Source organism: Kordia sp., from assembly GCF_965224175.1.
Classification (GTDB): Bacteria; Bacteroidota; Bacteroidia; order Flavobacteriales; family Flavobacteriaceae; genus Kordia.
Genome location: NZ_OZ245041.1, coordinates 480,181 through 497,795 on the forward strand (window position 1 = coordinate 480,181; position 17,615 = coordinate 497,795).

General features: G+C 31.9%; 18 protein-coding genes. 14 read left to right on the forward strand and 4 right to left on the reverse strand.

From position 1 onward, the window contains the following. Positions 1 to 40 precede the first annotated feature (40 nt). The 11 genes from gshB (at position 41) to ACOQOS_RS02340 (ending at position 9,252) form a co-directional block, all read left to right on the forward strand. Entirely contained in the window at positions 41 to 1,072 is a 1,032-nt protein-coding gene (gshB, locus tag ACOQOS_RS02290) for a glutathione synthase (protein ID WP_420573342.1), read from the forward strand. Then, positions 1,065 to 1,895: a sulfurtransferase gene (locus ACOQOS_RS02295; RefSeq protein ID WP_420573343.1), complete on the forward strand. Its 831-nt coding sequence runs from the start codon at positions 1,065 to 1,067 to the stop codon at positions 1,893 to 1,895. Before gshB ends, ACOQOS_RS02295 begins: the two co-directional genes overlap by 8 nt. 11 nt (positions 1,896 to 1,906) lie before the next feature. Further along, complete coding sequence (locus tag ACOQOS_RS02300) at positions 1,907 to 2,974, forward strand: RDD family protein (protein ID WP_420573344.1); 1,068 nt, start codon at positions 1,907 to 1,909, stop codon at positions 2,972 to 2,974. Positions 2,975 to 2,988: 14 nt separating this feature from the next. Beyond that, positions 2,989 to 3,396: a hypothetical protein gene (locus ACOQOS_RS02305; RefSeq protein WP_420573345.1), complete on the forward strand. Its 408-nt coding sequence runs from the start codon at positions 2,989 to 2,991 to the stop codon at positions 3,394 to 3,396. 8 nt (positions 3,397 to 3,404) lie between these two features. Then, positions 3,405 to 3,923: a hypothetical protein gene (locus ACOQOS_RS02310; protein ID WP_420573346.1), complete on the forward strand. Its 519-nt coding sequence runs from the start codon at positions 3,405 to 3,407 to the stop codon at positions 3,921 to 3,923. Between the two features lie 45 nt (positions 3,924 to 3,968). Beyond that, positions 3,969 to 4,481 (forward strand): hypothetical protein, encoded by a 513-nt coding sequence (locus ACOQOS_RS02315; protein ID WP_420573347.1) that lies wholly within the window; start codon positions 3,969 to 3,971, stop codon positions 4,479 to 4,481. Positions 4,482 to 4,497: 16 nt separating this feature from the next. After that, positions 4,498 to 5,325, forward strand: coding sequence for an N-formylglutamate amidohydrolase (locus ACOQOS_RS02320; RefSeq protein WP_420573348.1), 828 nt, complete (start codon positions 4,498 to 4,500; stop codon positions 5,323 to 5,325). 17 nt (positions 5,326 to 5,342) lie between these two features. Further along, a complete protein-coding gene (locus ACOQOS_RS02325; protein WP_420573349.1) occupies positions 5,343 to 6,500 on the forward strand; it encodes a flavohemoglobin expression-modulating QEGLA motif protein in 1,158 nt (385 codons plus the stop codon). 355 nt (positions 6,501 to 6,855) lie between these two features. Continuing rightward, positions 6,856 to 8,571, forward strand: coding sequence for a helix-turn-helix domain-containing protein (locus ACOQOS_RS02330; protein ID WP_420573350.1), 1,716 nt, complete (start codon positions 6,856 to 6,858; stop codon positions 8,569 to 8,571). 84 nt (positions 8,572 to 8,655) lie between these two features. After that, positions 8,656 to 8,913: a hypothetical protein gene (locus ACOQOS_RS02335; protein WP_420573351.1), complete on the forward strand. Its 258-nt coding sequence runs from the start codon at positions 8,656 to 8,658 to the stop codon at positions 8,911 to 8,913. 69 nt (positions 8,914 to 8,982) lie between these two features. Continuing rightward, a complete protein-coding gene (locus ACOQOS_RS02340; RefSeq protein WP_420573352.1) occupies positions 8,983 to 9,252 on the forward strand; it encodes a hypothetical protein in 270 nt (89 codons plus the stop codon). 83 nt (positions 9,253 to 9,335) lie between these two features. Here the strand turns inward: ACOQOS_RS02340 and ACOQOS_RS02345 are convergent, their stop codons facing one another. Then, positions 9,336 to 12,143, reverse strand: a complete 2,808-nt coding sequence (locus tag ACOQOS_RS02345) for a T9SS type A sorting domain-containing protein (protein ID WP_420573353.1) — start codon at positions 12,141 to 12,143, stop codon at positions 9,336 to 9,338. 166 nt (positions 12,144 to 12,309) lie between these two features. Between ACOQOS_RS02345 and ACOQOS_RS02350 the strand changes: the two genes are divergently transcribed. Both ACOQOS_RS02350 and ACOQOS_RS02355 read left to right on the forward strand, forming a co-directional pair. Beyond that, positions 12,310 to 13,170, forward strand: a complete 861-nt coding sequence (locus ACOQOS_RS02350) for an alpha/beta hydrolase (RefSeq protein WP_420573354.1) — start codon at positions 12,310 to 12,312, stop codon at positions 13,168 to 13,170. Then, a complete protein-coding gene (locus ACOQOS_RS02355) occupies positions 13,171 to 13,977 on the forward strand; it encodes an alpha/beta hydrolase (protein WP_420573355.1) in 807 nt (268 codons plus the stop codon). 485 nt (positions 13,978 to 14,462) lie between these two features. Here the strand turns inward: ACOQOS_RS02355 and ACOQOS_RS02360 are convergent, their stop codons facing one another. The 3 genes from ACOQOS_RS02360 to ACOQOS_RS02370 all read right to left on the reverse strand — a co-directional run bounded on the left by ACOQOS_RS02360 (position 14,463) and on the right by ACOQOS_RS02370 (position 16,124). After that, positions 14,463 to 15,254 carry a TerC family protein gene (locus tag ACOQOS_RS02360; protein ID WP_420573356.1) on the reverse strand — a complete coding sequence of 264 codons (792 nt, stop codon included), beginning with the start codon at positions 15,252 to 15,254 and terminating at the stop codon, positions 14,463 to 14,465. A gap of 2 nt (positions 15,255 to 15,256) precedes the next feature. Next, on the reverse strand, positions 15,257 to 15,634 hold the full coding sequence (locus ACOQOS_RS02365) for a hypothetical protein (protein WP_420573357.1): 378 nt from the start codon (positions 15,632 to 15,634) through the stop codon (positions 15,257 to 15,259). Positions 15,635 to 15,701: 67 nt separating this feature from the next. Then, positions 15,702 to 16,124 (reverse strand): helix-turn-helix domain-containing protein, encoded by a 423-nt coding sequence (locus tag ACOQOS_RS02370; protein ID WP_420573358.1) that lies wholly within the window; start codon positions 16,122 to 16,124, stop codon positions 15,702 to 15,704. 307 nt (positions 16,125 to 16,431) lie between these two features. Between ACOQOS_RS02370 and ACOQOS_RS02375 the strand changes: the two genes are divergently transcribed. Further along, positions 16,432 to 17,571, forward strand: coding sequence for a M14 family metallopeptidase (locus ACOQOS_RS02375; RefSeq protein ID WP_420573359.1), 1,140 nt, complete (start codon positions 16,432 to 16,434; stop codon positions 17,569 to 17,571). The last annotated feature ends 44 nt before the right edge of the window (positions 17,572 to 17,615 follow it).

Here is a 17,615-nt window from a genome sequence, read left to right on the forward strand (position 1 = left end):
CATTTAATACAACCAAAAATCAACCAAAAAATCAACCTCAATGAATATCTGTTTTTTAATGTATCCTTGGGAGGATATTGACCCAGAAAATGATACAAGTTTAGCGTTAATCAAAGAATGTGTAAAGCGAGGACATGGAGTTGCCATGTGTACACCTTCAAACTTAACCATAAGAGATAGTGTAACCAATGCCTTTTGTACGGTAATTAGTAGAATGGACAAAGTGCCCACAACGCTAAAATCATTTTATGGGAAAGCAGTATTGCGAGAAGAAATGTTGCCTTTAGCTGGTTTTGATGTGATATTCATGAGAGCAAATCCACCATTGGATCCGATCATGTTAAATTTCCTTGATTCTGTAAAAGATGACGTGTTTATTGTGAATTCGCTACAAGGAATGCGTGAAGCAAACAATAAGTTATACACAGCGGCTTTTGGTGATGCACACAGTAATATCATTCCAAATACACATGTATCAAAGAATAAAGATTATTTAGTACAACAAATTAAAGAATCAAAAGCTGATAAGATGATTCTAAAACCTTTAAATGGTTTTGGAGGTTCAGGTGTCATCTTGATAGAAAAATCGGCAATGAATAATATTAAATCTCTACTAGATTTTTATATTGCTAGTGGCGATGGAACTACAAACTATGTCATTCTTCAAGATTATATAGAAGGCGCCGATCAAGGTGATGTGCGAATATTACTTTTAAATGGAGAACCAATAGGCGCTATGCGTCGTGTACCTGGAAACGATGATCACAGATCTAACGTAAGTGCTGGCGGAAGTGTACAAAAACATTCACTCACCAAAGCAGAAAAAGCCCTGTGTAAGCAAATTGGTCCAAAATTAGTGAATGACGGATTGTATTTTGTTGGTATTGATGTAATTGGCGGAAAATTAGTAGAAGTTAATGTAATGTCTCCAGGAGGAATTACATATATCAATAAAGTATACAAAGTGCGTTTGCAAGAAAAAGTAATCGATTTTGTAGAAAGTAAAGTAGTAGACAAATTACAAGCATTTGACAGACGCGTTCGACTGCGTAAAACTGTTGATGATGCTTAAAAACATACAATTAACAAATTCAATAGTTTCTACAGATTGGTTGCAAGAACATCTTCAGGCAACCAATCTTGTTATTTTAAACGGAACCATTCCAAAAGTAGTCAATGCAAATGCTCCATCGGAAACTCAGCAAATTCCCAATGCACGTTTTTTTGATATAAAAAAAGTCTTTAGTGTGATTGATGCGCCGTTTCCAAACACAATGGTTTCTGTAGAAACTTTTACGGAAGAAGCGCAAAAATTAGGCATCAACCAAGATAGCGCTATTATTGTATATGACGAACTTGGAATTTATGCGTCACCAAGAGTTTGGTATATGTTTAAATCGATGGGTTTTGACAATATCGCGGTGTTAGATGGCGGATTGCCTGTTTGGAAAGTAGAAAACCATCCATTAGAAGTAAAAAGAGAATACGACGGACAAATAGGAAATTTTCAAGCAAAAGATAATCTGCAACTCTTTAGAAATTACGACGGAATGCTTCAAGAGTTGCAAAATGATAAAAATGTGATTTTAGATGCGCGATCGGCAGGAAGGTTTACAGGAGAAATTCCAGAGCCAAGAGCAGGTTTGCGTAGCGGACAAATTCCAAATTCTAAAAATCTTCCGTATACCGAAGTGTTAAATCATCATACATTCAAATCAAAAACAGCACTCAAAACAATATTTGAATCATTTCATACACAAAATTCACAGTTTATATTTTCTTGCGGATCAGGAATTACAGCATGTGTATTGGCATTAGCCGCAGCAAATGCAGGTTTTGAAAAATACTGTGTATATGATGGTTCGTGGACAGAATGGGGAAGTTTAACCCAATAAAACAATCAACAATGCGTCTAGAAAAACTACAAGATTTTGTTTGCAAACATATCTTTTACATAGCATTATACATTTCAATTACAGCACTACTTTATGATGTAACTGGCTTTTTTACTATCAAACTGCCAGATTATGTATGGATTATGCTAGACGTTCTTGATTTTGTAACAGTAGATTTAAACTTCTTCAACAATGAGTTCTTTACTTTAACTATTGGAGAAAGTGGTTTGTATTACAAATCGGTGTTAAATCCGTTATACATTCTGTTATTTCTGACAGGCGCAATTATCTACAAAGTAAGTCAACACAAGGAAAATCGTTTATTAGATTTTAGTTTCTCTATATTGTTTATTTCGAGCGTTTTAGGTGCAATTCAATTTATTATGCAAATGAGTGTAGACATATTTGTTAATAATTTGGACTTTTTTAAATATTACTCTTTGCCTGCTTTACTTTTATTTATAGTAAAACTTAGTGTGGTTTTATTTGTGAGTTATGTGTATTTAAAGAAGAGTTATCTCCTAAAGAAACGCATTCCATTAGAAGAAAACTACGTTAAAATCTATTTAAACAATAGTGACGATACAAACCTGTTAAAGGTAGAAAGAGCCACTAAATGGCAACGTTTTGTACATTATGTAATAGATGGTTTTCTCATTTTTCTGATATTTTCAAAATACATATTCGTAATGCCTAGTTTCATTTCCTATACACTATATACATTTGGAGATCATTTAGCTACGTTTGTCTTATACTTTATGGTAAGTACATTTTATTATGTTTTCTTTGAAGGAATTTTAAAAACGACACCAGGAAAGTATTTGATGAATACAAGTGTTGTGAGCTACAAAGACGAAAATGTAAGTTTTGGACAAATAATAGGAAGAACGTTGTGTAGAAGAATTCCATTTGAAGCATTTTCCTTTTTTGGAAGCTTAGGTTGGCATGATCAATTAGCTAAAACAACTGTTGTAAAGCATGAAGCCGATAAAAAATACGAAAGAATGATAACTATTACACTGTCAATAGCAGGATTAATTCTACTCATAACTGCAATATTTAATTTGATAGCATATTAAAATATACACCTTGTATGGCTGAAAATACGCAAATAGAAACACTCAAAGAACATTTATTAGATGCACATGTAGAACTTGAAAAGCTTGCTTTAATTCGGAATAGCATATTCAAAGAAGCTGCTATTTGTGGTGTAATTGCTGTTGCGTGTTTTGTATTTGGCTTTTATGCAGAATCTGCTGAATGGACAAATTTCCCTGTATTTCCAGGCGCTATTTTTGTAGGAAGTGTTTTATTAGCTTTAGGAATTCGTCCTTTGCAAAACTATAAAAATCAATTGGCTACAGCCGAAGAAAAACGAAAAGGCTTGCACGAATTGCTTAAGCAAGAAAATTTAGATTACAAAGTTGATATTCGCGTCACAAGAGATGCAAAAGGTGAATTTGATGTTAAGAAAAGTATCAAGCTTGTCACTAATTCTTAAAAATAACTATGAACAATAAAGCACATTGTGGAATTTGTGATCACAAAATTTATGATTTTGATATTGGAGCCATTTGTGGTATAACCAATGAAGCGCCTAATTTTTCAGGAAAATGCAATAGTATAAAACCTGAACAGCAATTGGAAGCTAAAATAGTAGACGTTCATACCAAACTGAAACTTGTCACTAAAACGAAAAAAGACACAATTGGTCACTTTATTTTATACAGTTTGATCAACATAGCGATTGTTACATTATACTATTTTATATTTACTCATGAAGTACAAACAGGCGGAAAGAAAGGTGTTTTAGTGATTGCATTTCTTTCAATTTGCCTTTTCGGAATTGCAGTTGGTCCCATAAATACATATGTTATAGACTATAAAATTGCAAAAAAAGCAAAAGAAGAATTGGATGCACTTTTAAAAATCTATAAATTAGATTATGAAATATCGATTGAAATTAGCAATGAAGCTCATGGTGATTATGATGTCGAAAAAAAAGTGAAAATATTTCGAATAGGATAGAAGTAGTTTCATTTTTTAAACCTAACTATTTTAAAAGAATAACGAATGGAAATTTCAGCACATTGTAGTTTTTGTGAACACAAAGAGTTTGACTTTGCAAAAGGCAATTTATGTGGATTGACGTCACAAAAAGCTGATTTCATACGAAAATGCTCAAAAATCACATTTGATGAAAATGCGAAAGAAGAAATAGCTAAAATAAATTTAGAATATAAATTCCTGCAAGATCAGAAAACTAAAGTAATCGGACACTTAATTTTATTTTCAATTATAGGTGTTTCGGTTATTCTTGCCGATATTTATTTTACGCAAGTTTTATATGAAGCAGGCTGGATTTCTACTGGAAGTGTAATTGGAATTGCCTTCGGAATAGGATTTATAGGGTATGCATTCACACCTTATATCAAATATACAAATACAAACAGTGTTGTAAAATCTCAAAAGCAACGCATGGATAATTTTTTTAGCTTGTATGATTATAGTTATGATATTAATTATGAAGATGAAAATTATCTAACTGCTGTCACTTTACGGAGATCAAAACAAAAAATACGCTAATCCAAGTTGAACAAATATGGAAAAACTAACTGTTGGACAAATCATATCTAAAATAGAGCAAGAAGAACTGTTTGAAGCAGTTTCAGCTGATTATTCTTTTACAATAAAAATTGACAAATATGTACCCTATGCTTGTGGTGCAGTACATGACGGACATCAATTTCGACGTGAACTTTGGGAGAATTGTATACATACAGAATACGATCGTTGGTTTGAGGAAGATCCTGCAACCAAAGAAATGGTTCAAACGCATCCAATTGTTATTGCCGGAATGGATTCACGTTTTGAATACGATTTAAATCGTGCGCCAGAAAGTGCAATTTATGAAGACGCTTGGGGAAAACAATTGTGGCACAATCCGCTTCCTGAAGCAATGAAGCAGAAAAGCTTAGATAAACATGCTAATTTTTACAAAGTGGTACATGCATTGATTTCTAAGTTGGAAGAAAAATTTGGTGTTTGTGTTGTATACGATATGCATTCATACAATTGGAAACGTTGGGAAAGAGAAGTGCCAACCTTTAATTTAGGTACAGGAAATGTTGATAATGAGCGTTTTGGTGAGTTGATAGAGTCTTGGCGTATAATGTTGTCTGAAATCAAGTTGCCAAACGGAATCGCTTCTACATCAAAAATTAATGACACTTTTCAAGGAAATGGATATTTCTTAAAATACATCACACAACATTTTAGCAATACTTTAGTTTTGGCAACCGAAGTAAAAAAGATATATTGCGACGAAATTAATCAAATCATGTTTCCTGAAGTAGTTGCAGCTGTAGAAAAAGCCTTAAAAACGCTCGTTCCGCAACATGCTAATGACTTTTATACAAAACATAGTTAAGCAAGAATCCAGTACGAATGAACGATATACATGTAGCGAGTAAAGTACTTTTTGAAATAGACAAAAACATCGATGATCTGGTAAAGAAAGTCGAACTGCTCAGTTATGTCAATCCCATAAATATAGAAGAGGAAAAGGAAAAGTTCTTTAAATCAAAGTATTTAACAGATCCTGTTTTTACATATCCTGAAATAGATTTTGATCGTTTTCGTTTGCATCGTGAACTTTTTGAGCAACCTATTGAACAAATTGAAAACGGTTATACAAGAGAATTGTATGAAGACATTATTTATGCGTATTCTGGCTTAATTCAATGTATAGAAACTATAGGGACAAAACGCAAGTTTTACTATAATAGTTTACGTTCGTTTGGTACACCAACGGAGCAAGATGTTGAAAATGCTAAATTTATTCTTCACTTTGACGAAGAAGATGATAATGATGCGCAATTTTTACCAAAATACAGTCCAGAAGATACAGAGCAATTATTTCGCGAATATTCTAAACAATATGATTTTTCATATCAGATAAAGTTTTCAAATGATATGAGCGCAATTGCTATGGTGTTGAATAATATCAAAACTTTGGTAATCAATAAAAAACACACATTTTCAGACAATGAAGTTGCTATATTGACCAATCATGAAATTGGCGTACACATGGTAACTACGATGAATGGATTGTTGCATCCGCTAAAAATATTCTCAAACGGTTTTCCTAATTATGAAGAAACACAAGAAGGTTTAGCTGTTTTTTCAGAATACATGAGTAATAACTTAACGGTAAAACGCTTAAAAGAACTCGCATACCGTGTAATTGCGGTAGATAGTTTGGCAAAAGGATATTCCTTTTCTAAAACCTTCAGATTGTTCGTCAACACTTATGATTTAGACCGAGAAACTGCATTCAATATTTCTGTACGAGCACATCGTGGTGGCGGATTCACTAAAGATTATCTATATCTCACTGGATTAAAAAAAGTATACGATTATTATAAGTCAGGAAAAGATATGAATGTACTTTTACGAGGAAAAATATCTTTAGATTATCTAGAAAATATTGAATCCTTGGCAAAAAATGGTTGTGCTGTGATGCCAAAACACTTAACAGATTCTTATCGAGAAAATAAAAATACAAACAAGACAGTTGATTTTATTCTAGAAAACTTAAAATAATCAAAAGGCTCTGCGCGAATTGATAACTATCTAAAATTCCTTATTTTCAATCGTAAACTAAAAAACATGCTTGTCTAACACGAGAGTTCTAATTTTACTTTCTTTAAAATGATTGTAGTATGTGTTCTTTTCTTATAAATGCACTTTTACGTATTTAACTACAAATCAGTGTCTTTTTTTTTTATGAACTAAAAATTAACCTGTTAACATAGTAACAATGTAAAGAGAGTTCATACATATTGTATAAAGATTAATTATCTTGTAATTTTTACTTCAAAACTACAATATGTTGAATTTTAAGCAGTGTTCCTGTTCTCCCATTTTCAAAATATATGTATTATGGCTTTGTTTCTTCATGGCTTCGAATGCATTTGCACAAACTGATTCATTGGCAACGAAGTCTTTTGAGAAGTTAACAACCTCATATAGAACTGCAATGGAATCATCAAATCTAGAAGATGCGCTTCTATATTCAAAAGCAGCATATGTGCTTGCAGAAAAAGAACAAAATACAACTAATATTATCTATTCGCTATACAGATTGGCAGATACTAAGTCATACCTTTCTAAAAATGAGTCTGCACTACAAGATGTAGAAAAAGCTTTAGCATTAGCAAACAATACAAATGATAATAATGTTTTTTATGATTTATACAATTTAAAAGGCATTATTAAAACAGATATGGGCGAATATTCTGAAGCTTTAACTGCTTATATAAAGTCTAAAGAATATGCAGAACTAGGAAGTAATGAACTCAATAAAATGGGCGCATCTATCAATATTGGGTTTATTAAAAAGCTAAACCAAGATTATGAAGAGGCAATTTCAATATTTAAAGAAAACCTAGAAGTTGTTAAGCAAATGGATATTGATTCCTCCAGAAAGGCGCGTAATCAACGATTTTTATATGTAAATCTTACGGATACATATTTGCGTATGAAAGAATTAGTAGGAACTAAAGATTATATTGAAGCTGCTGAATATTATAACAATTTAGGATTAGAAATTGCTCCCAAAAAACAAAATGCCAATCAATACGATAACTTTTTGATTAATAAAGTAATTATTGAATTTGAAAAAAAGAAATATGATGAAAGTATAAAACTCGCTTCCAATATAAAAGCGCATGCTATCGAGATAAAAGATACCGTAACGTTAGGAACTATGTATTTTTACATAGGAAAAAATTACCATGCGCAAGACAAGCATGCAAAAGCGATTGAAAATTTCGAGAAATTTTATACGATCATTCAAAAGTCTGAAAAAGAATATTCCAACGAATATCAATTGCATGGATTAATGGCGTGGAGTTATTCTGAAATTGGAGTGAAAGAAAAATTTAATTTTCATCGTAGAGAACACAATCGACTTCAAAATGTACAAAAAAAACAAAATTTAAAGATCATTTCTCAAATACATACTAGATATGATCTTCCTGAACTGAAGAAGAAATTAAAAGAGATCGCAGCAAAATATAAACAGCAAGAAGTACGTAAAAAATGGCTTTATGGAATTTCTATCTTTTTAGTGTTAGTATTGATAGGGAGTTTTTTCTTTTATAGACTCAAAGTAAAACGAATTCAGGAAAGGGTAGAAGCTGTACTGCAAAAAGTGATTGAACTTGAAAATGAAAAAGAAAAGCAAGCGGAAACACAAGGGAAAAATAAAACGATAGCTACTTCTAGTATTTCAGAAAAAGTTACAGATGAAAAAGCAGTTTTGTTACTAGAGCAATTAGCAGCATTTGAAGCAAGAGAAGAATATTTATCATTAGATTGTAGTTTGGCGTTTGTAGCAGAAAAAGTATCGTCTAATACTTCGTATGTTTCTAATGTAATCAACAATTATAAAAATAAAACATTTAAAGCTTACATTACTGAATTGCGAATCAATGCAGCATTAATTCGTTTAAAGAGTGATGAAAAATTACGTTCCTATACAATTAAAGCTGTTGCTGAAGAATTCGGATTCAAGCGACAAGAAACCTTTTCAAAAGCATTTAAAGCACAAACTGGTATTTATCCTTCACGATACATAAAAAAGCTCAAAGAAGACCTGGAAATTAATTGACAGTTTATGAACTGTCAACGCTAACCCCTTGAGAATACTCATTTTTTTAGTTCCTTTACCAAAAGAACATTAAACTGTATTGCAATGAAGAAAAAAGATTTATCGTTATTAAAACTTAGAAAAAAGAGCATTTCAAATTTAAATGATCTCAAAGCCATAAACGGAATGGGTGATAGTGAAGAGGTATATACTACTAGTTGTGTAGAAACAGAAATGACATATTGTGAAACATGTCCTACCATGGGTGATATTACAGGTTGTATTACAAATGATAAAACTCAAAGTTTACGACCGACAATTGGTATTGCTTGTAATGCTTTAAATACGAATGATAACTGTTAATCTTCATGTACTATATTGTGATCAGAACAATGTTGAAACTACCTTTTATTAATAATTAATTGTATTGTAATGAAAAAACAAAATTTATCTTCTTTAACGCTAAAAAAAAGTAAAATTTCTAATCTTAATAGGTTGATAAACCTAAGAGGTGGAACGGATACTACGTTTCCCGTACATACGGAAGAAGAAGGATGTGCTTCACAGCATACGCAATGTGGAGAAGAGTGTGCTTCTTTAAATCCTACCGATTGCCAGACAAATGATACTATACGTAGTTTAGGAAATCCAACAGAATTTGGTACTGGAGTGATACGAACTATGGCTATAGGTTGTCAATAATCTATAACTTTTGTAAAAAGATAAAAAGCACTATCAATCTATGTTGATAGTGCTTTTGTATGTAAAGCTTCGTTATATCGCTATTAATCTTTTAATATTTTAAATGACTGATTTTCAATTGTTAAGAGATAAAAACCTTTGGAAAGTTTTGAAAAATCAATTATTCCTTCTTTTGTAGCCATTCCTTGTGTGATCATTTTTCCTTCTAGGCTATGTATGGTAAAATGTGTGTCTTTTTCTAATCCATTTACATGTAAAATATTATCTACTGGATTTGGGTAAATGGCTAAACCTTTTATTTCTTCAGGACGTTCTACACGACCAGAAGTATTTCCAATAGTTCTTCCAGCTGCATTTGATTTTTCTAGAACAATCATAGCATTGGTAAGTGGATCGCATTGTAGAAAACCTTCTTTGAAACCTAAAAAGCCATTATTTTTTTCATCAAATCTATATATAAACCCACCACTAAATGAAATCACTAATTCATCTTTAGGATTATCATTAAAACTTCCAGCAGCCATGGCTTTTGTAAACTGGTTATTACTATAAAATCGCTCATTTGCACTAGTAGTCAGCACACCTAAACTATTCTCTTTATATCGCCAAATTGTTTTATCGTTAAATGCAATAATTAGTTCATCTTTAGCATCACCATTAAAATCTCCAGATTGTAAGTCTGATACTAATTTATCATTGAGTATCACTTCATTCATAATTGTAGGTTGCTCTTTATATCGTTTTGTCTCTTGATTGTCAAAAGAAATGATTAACTCTTCTCCGGCATGTGTATCAAAATCTCCACTTTCTATAGCTAGTATCTTGTCGTTTGCACTATAAGGAACTCCATGTAGTGTGGCAGTGAAATTTCCGCTATTATTAATATGGTACTTTCTTAGAATTGTATTATTAAATACATTACTTGAAACAATAAATAATTCATCTTTTCCATCGCCATTAAAATCTATTCTTTTCATCTTTTGTGGTATGTCTGAATTAGGTAAATAGAAAGCATCCAATAACATAAATTCATCAGAATTATTTGTTTCATATCTTCGGATTTCCCCGTTATCAAACGCTACAATAAGTTCATCTCTTCCATTATCATTAAAGTCACCAGTTTCCATAGCTACTGTATTTTGTACTCCTTCATAAATACGTTCTTCAGTAAAAAGTCTACCTTGATCATTTTCTTCGTAACGATATATATATCCATGTTCAAATGAAATTGCAGCTTCATCATTGCCGTCTCCGTCAAAATCTCCTGCCGCCATTTTATATGCTTCTTGTCTTGCTGTATAAAAATTATCAACGACAACCATATTATTAGGAGCATCGTCATCTTCATGAAAAGCTCTAATGGTTTCATTTTCAAATGATACAACTAACTTGTCATTAGTATATTGAGTTCCTGGAAAGTTTCCATCGATGGCATCACGATTTAAATATAATGCCAAATCATACAGTTGTGCTTCACGAAAGTTTGTGTCACCACCATCTAATATACCATGAACCATTCCAGCGATGATATGGTCTATGCGAGTAAAATCTTCTGCAATAAGATTGGAAGATCGTAATGCTTTCTTTGCTATGAGCAAACTTCTCAAGAGACCAACTCCAACAACCGTTTTCTTTATAGGTTTTGTATTTGGATCATTATCTGGATACATCGTATTTTCTAAAATACCTGCATAATCACTTGTTTCTCTATGATATTTAGCAAATTTGCCTTTAGCAGTAAATCTTGTTTGAGCTAAGCCAGCTGGATAACCCACAACATCAACAAATTCACTAAGAAAGCTAGTGTTTTCGAGTCCTAAATGCTTTCCATTATAGTTGATCACGTGGTTAATTCCCGCAATGATTTTAGTTTTTGCGTCTTCTTTTAATGTGGCATCTTCAAGATATAATGATAAATATGATAATCCTTCAAGAATAGCTGAGTGATAATCTGCTTCAGCATCATGCCATCTGTTAAAGTCAACATACACTCTTGGACATGTAGAGTGAGTTGTAGCTTGTGCAACAGTACAGTCTCTCTCAAGGTCTTTCCAAGAGCCATCTTCTTGAAAGCCTTCGTCCCAACTATATGTCCAGATTGGATCGTTATATTGCCAAATAGGTGTATATTGCCCTACATTACTAGCTGGACGTAAAGGATATTTATTATTAAATAACACATCTGCATTATAGCTTAGAAAATCTTTACTAGGTGTATCATTATAAGCTTTAACATGTTTACTTGCAGTGATGAAACCAAAAGCAGTTAGATTAAAATATTGATTGTTATACTCTTCATAAGAAAGAAGTACATCTGTTGCCTGTTGAATTCGATCTTCAAATTCTACTTCATCAATGTCAATAAGGTCTTCAGCTTCACATACATTCTTTAAGAATTTTTTAGTTTCTAAAAATGCTTCCAGAGCAATAGCAGTAGTTCTTGGATTCGCTTCTGTATCATTATTAGCAGGAGAAGGAAAACCTCCGTGTTCGGTTGCGCAGTAGTCTTCAGTAGCATAGCTAATGCATTGTTTGTTTAGTAGTAAGTTGAAATAATGAATGAGATAATCTAAATGATCTTGTTTTTTTTGATCATTATTTTTGTAATTATAATAATAGTATAATAGAATGTGCGACTGCACTCTTCGTGCATAATAAACGCTGATGTCTTTGTCGGCAAGAGATGCTTCATACTGACTATCTAGTGCATTGGTAATAACGTCTTCTACTCTTGTGACAACTAAATCATCATTAACTTCTGAAGGGTTAGTAGCGTACAATTCAAAAAAATGTTTAATATTTGATGGAGAAGTGGGCAATTCGTTGATCATTTGTGCCTTTGTTGCGTACGAGCACAAGAATAAAGTGATAAGAAATAGTGTTTTTTTCATGTAATAATGTTTTTAAATTATAACGTAAAGATACCTAGCAAGACTATTAAAATATGTTTATTTTGAGTTAAGTACTTGTAGTTGCAGTACATTATATATAAAACGTAAACGTTCGTATATATTGCCAAACTTTTCCTATCTTAAGGATTTAAAATCAAAAGTATAGATGTCATATTGGGCAGTTGGAATCATCATTTTTATCATCGTTTACATTATTGCAAACGTAGTGCTGTACTTTTTACAAGAGCGTTTTATCTTCAAAGCAGAAAAGCTATCAAGTGATTTTGAGTTTGACTATGAAAACCAAATCTTTGATGAATATAATATTGAAGTAGATCCAGGTGTAAATATCAACGGAATTCATTTTAAAGTTCGCAATCCGAAGGGCGTTGTATTATATCTTAAAGGAAACTCCAGAAGCATAAAAGGCTGGGGAAAATTTGCTGTCGATTTTACACGTCATGGTTTCGATGTATTAATGGTAGATTATCGCGGTTATGGAAAAAGTACGGGAAAGCGTACTGAAGCTGGTATAAAAAAAGACTTGCAGTATGTGTATGATCGCTTAAAAGAACAAGTGGACGAAAAATTTATCACATTGTACGGAAGGTCTTTAGGTTCTGGTTTTGCTACAAAATTAGCTTCCAATAATAATCCGCGTTTACTTATTTTAGATGCGCCATATTACAGCGTAAAACACATTACAAAACGTTTTTTACCAATTATGCCAATGTCTTTAATTTTAAGATTTCCTGTAAAAACGTATCGTTGGATTGAATATGTAAAATGTCCCATAAAAATCATTCATGGAACTAGTGATAAGCTTATTCCATTTAAAACCAGTGTGAAACTATCTAAAATAAATCCAAAATGGACACGCTTATATCCTGTAATTGATGGCGGACACAATAATTTACACACATATCCGCAATACCATCGATTTTTGGAAGAAATATTGTACTCAGAATTGCCTAAAGAAATTGATCCTAAAAATTCAAGTCTAAACTTTAGACGAAAAAAAATATAAATGAAGTATCTAAAAAGCTTGGGTATTACTATCATTGCAGTATATTTATTAGTTGCAGGTATGTTAATCGGTTTTCAAGAAAAACTCATATTTAGAAGCGAAACGTTATCGCAAGATCATGTATTTACATCGTCTGTAGACTTTGAAGAATTATACTTTAAAGCTACTGATGATGCAATTCTTCATGGATTGCACTACAAACAGGAAAATCCGCAAGGCGTTATTGTTTATTATCATGGAAACGCCAGAACGCTTGAACAATGGGGAAAATGGGCGGAACAACTTTCAAAACAATACAATTATGATGTTGTAATTATGGATTATCGTGGTTACGGAAAAAGTATGGGGAAGCGTAGTTTTGATGTAATGCTAGCAGATGCTTTACTATTTTATGATTACGCCAAAACAAAATTTCCTGTAGAAAAAATTACCATTTTCGGTCGCTCACTTGGTGGAGCGTTTGCAACACATGTAGCAAAAGAGCGAGAAGCCAAACAATTAATTTTAGAATCAACTTTTACGAGTGTTTCTGATATTGCAAGCAAGCAATTTTGGTTTTTACCGATTAAATGGTTTCTAAAATATCCTTTTCAGAATGATAGAAACATAACACAAATTACTACGCCAACGTATATCATTCATGGAACAGGAGATTATGTAGTTCCTTATGAACACGGAGAAAAATTACATCAAAAGGCGAGGAGTAATACTAAAAAACTCTACACATTTGAAGGTGGCGAACATAATAATTTGACGAGTTATCCAGCATATTTCAAAGCACTGGATGAAATACTATTAGATAATTAAAACCTAGTTAATACTGTGAGAATTTAGCTGTTTCAAAGCTAGTTATAACAATTCGAGTAAATCTTCACAAAAGTAATCACAAAAAACATTCGTGAATTCGTGGTTAAAAATTTTAAATGTTAGATGCTTAATTTTAAATTATTTCAAAGCACATTTCGTGAAAATTGAATAATCTAACGTAAGCCACAATAACATTTGTGAATTCGTGGTTAAAAATTTTAAATGTTGAATGTTGAATGTTTAATTTTAAATTATTTCAAAGCACATTTTGTGAAGATTGAAAAACCTAACAGTAAGTCACAATAACATTCGTGAATTCGTGGTTAAAAATTTTAAATGCTAGATGTTTAATTTTAAATTATTTCAAAGCACATTTCGTGAAGATTGAAAAACCTAACGCTAAGCCACAAAAACATTCATGAATTCGTAACAAAAAAAGTTACAAGTTTTGAGTAGAACAAATCCGCAAACAAACTAGGCTTGGCTTACAATGCTTTCTTTCGTGACATGCGTAAATTCAAAAACTCTACCATCAAAGAAAAAGCAATCGCAAAATACAAGTATCCTTTTGGTATAGCACCAACTTCTTGTCCAAATACTTTTAAATGTGAAATATGAGCAGATTCAGCAATCAGCATGAATCCTATCAAAATCAAAAACGACAAACCTAATATTTGAATAGAAGGATTCTTATTCACAAAAGTACCAACAGGATTTGCAAACAACATCATAATAATCACTGAAGCAACCACAGCAATAATCATTACGATCAATGCGTCATTCGGATTGTCTGAAATTCCATTAGTCATACCAATTGCAGTTAAAATTGAATCAAAAGAAAACACAATATTAATCATGGTAATTTGTACAATTGCTTTGGTTAATGTTGTAGAACGATGCGTTTTTACTTCACGTTCATCATGCTCACGATCGACAACTTTTTCGTGAATTTCCTTTGTACTCTTATATAAAAGAAAGATTCCACCAGCAAACAAAATAACGGCTTGCCAGCTAATTCCTCCAGAAATCCAGCTTTTATTCAAATACCAAAAAGGAGCTTTCATCGCTACAAGAAAAGAAATACCAAACAATAGTATAATACGCATTGCCATTGCAAGCACCAAACCTATATTGGTAGCACGTTTGCGAAGATTATCAGGTAATTTTCCAGCGGCAATAGAAATAAAGATTATATTATCTATACCAAGTACAATTTCTAACAAGGTCAGCGTGATAATTGCTGCCCAAACATCTGGATTTGAAAAAATTTCGAACATAACTACTTTATTTTTTTAACGGTACCGCGTCTTTTTGTCTTTGGATCTTCTAGCAGAAAATATTCAAGTAAATATGAATCTTCTGTGGTAGAAATAATTTTCATTTGAATAGGTTTGCTGTCAGGATAATCTTTTGGATGCAGCTTTCTGCCTATAAACTCACAATCTGAAAGCCAACGTATCGTAAACGTATCAATTTTATTTTCATAATAATCGATATTTAACGAATCTGTTCGAATAGATTTACCTGTTTTTGTTTCTCCATTAATCTCATATGTAAATTCAAAGGTTCCAACTTGGAAATCTTTACAATTTCGTTCTGCCTGATAACAAGAACTAAACAATAACGCTGTGCAAATACTAAAAATAAAATTCTTCACGTGTGTAGTTTTGAATAAATTCACTACAAAGTAACTAAAAATAAAAATTGTTCTAACAAGGAAATTATTATTTCTGATACGAATCAAAAGTTCCATCTGTATAAAAAATTACAATCTTGTCAATTGTTTTTCCTTGCGAAGAAGTATTTGATGGAATAGTGGAAGTTACTTTTTCTTCCAAAGTCAAAGATTGTTGTCTTGGAGATTCTGTAATTTTTGGCGTTGAAACTGGAGGAGAAGTGACTACTTTTTGAGGGCTATTATTTTTAGGAAAACTACCTTTTCCATTCAATAACCAATACAATTCTACTTCAGGAAAATTATTCAAAACTTTCATTACAAACTCTAAACTTGGCTTATTTCTTCCAGATAAAATGTGTGAAATACTAGAGCGTTGTACACCTAACTTATCAGCGAATGCAGAGGCAGATAAGTCGTAATATTCAATAACTTTTTTTAATCTTTTGGTAAAATCTGGAGTGTTTATCATTGTAAACAAATGTTTTCGAAATGTAACGTTTACAAATGTAAATAGAATGTTTCAATTCCACAACAATAGTATGTTAAACAATAATTAAGTGCTATAATTTACTTTAAGTAGTGATAATTAAGTGTCTGAAAAATAATGCAATAAGTTTATTTTTGCAGTTTAACTTTAATTATCACTCTTTTCTTTGACTAGGTATAGCCAAACCGAACAAGAATTGTTTACAATAATAAACAAACATGAATCAACAATCTGTTTACATTTGTAAATTATACATTGTTTACATTTGTAACTTGTAATCAAACTCTTTATGCACACACATCCATTAGCGAATTGGTATCGCACACATTCTGAAACTACTTTACAAGGTCGTTATATCACGTTGACACATATTACTTCCCTACTTGAAAAATTACCTGCAAAATTTAATTTGAAGCAAATAGGAGTTTCTGTTTTAAATAGACCAATACATTCATTGACGATCGGAAATGGAAACAAGAAAATTTTAATGTGGTCGCAAATGCACGGAAACGAATCAACAACGACAAAAGCTGTTTTTGATTTGTTAAACCTCTTAATAGAGCCTTCTGAAGCTACAGAAGCTATTTTGGCTAATTGTACATTGTGTATAATTCCGATGTTAAATCCAGATGGTTCGCATGCGTATACGCGCTTAAATGCAAATAATATTGACCTAAATAGAGATGCGCAAACACTTTCTCAGCCAGAAAGTATCGTCTTAAAAGCAGTTTATGATGAATTTCAACCAGATTATTGTTTCAATCTTCATGGGCAACGTACCATGTATAGTGCTGGAAATACAGATAAATCATCAATTATATCATTTTTAACGCCTTCTCAGGATGCAGATAGAACGATAACGTCTAATCGAAAGAAAAGCATGGAAATCATTATAAAAATGAATGAAATGCTTCAAAAAATCATTCCTAATCATATTGGGCGCTATGATGATGGTTTTAATATCAATTGTGTTGGTGATACATTTCAATCTCTAGGAACGCCAACGGTTTTGTTTGAAGCTGGACACTTTCCTAACGATTATCAACGAGAAAACACACGAGAATTGATTTTTTACGCTATGTTAGAAGCAATTCAATACATATCTTCTACAGAAATTACAGGAACACATACGGAAGCGTATTTTGAAATTCCAGAAAATGGAAAAGAGTATTATGATATCATTCTAAAAAACATAAAAACCGATAAAGACGAAACCTTTGATCTAGGTATTATGTACAAAGAAGTGCTCGTAAATGATAAAATTCACTTTGAACCGTATATTGAGGACAAAAAAATATTAAAAAAATCTTTTGCTCACAAAATCATTGATTTTCAGGAGGCAAACGCTCAGAAGTATATATTTCAATCGTTTTCGTTGCAAAATGATGTTATGCAATTTTTAAGAAAATTCAATAAAATTGACAATTAGTTAACATATCTTATGGTATTTTATGCATTATTATTCGATTTTTT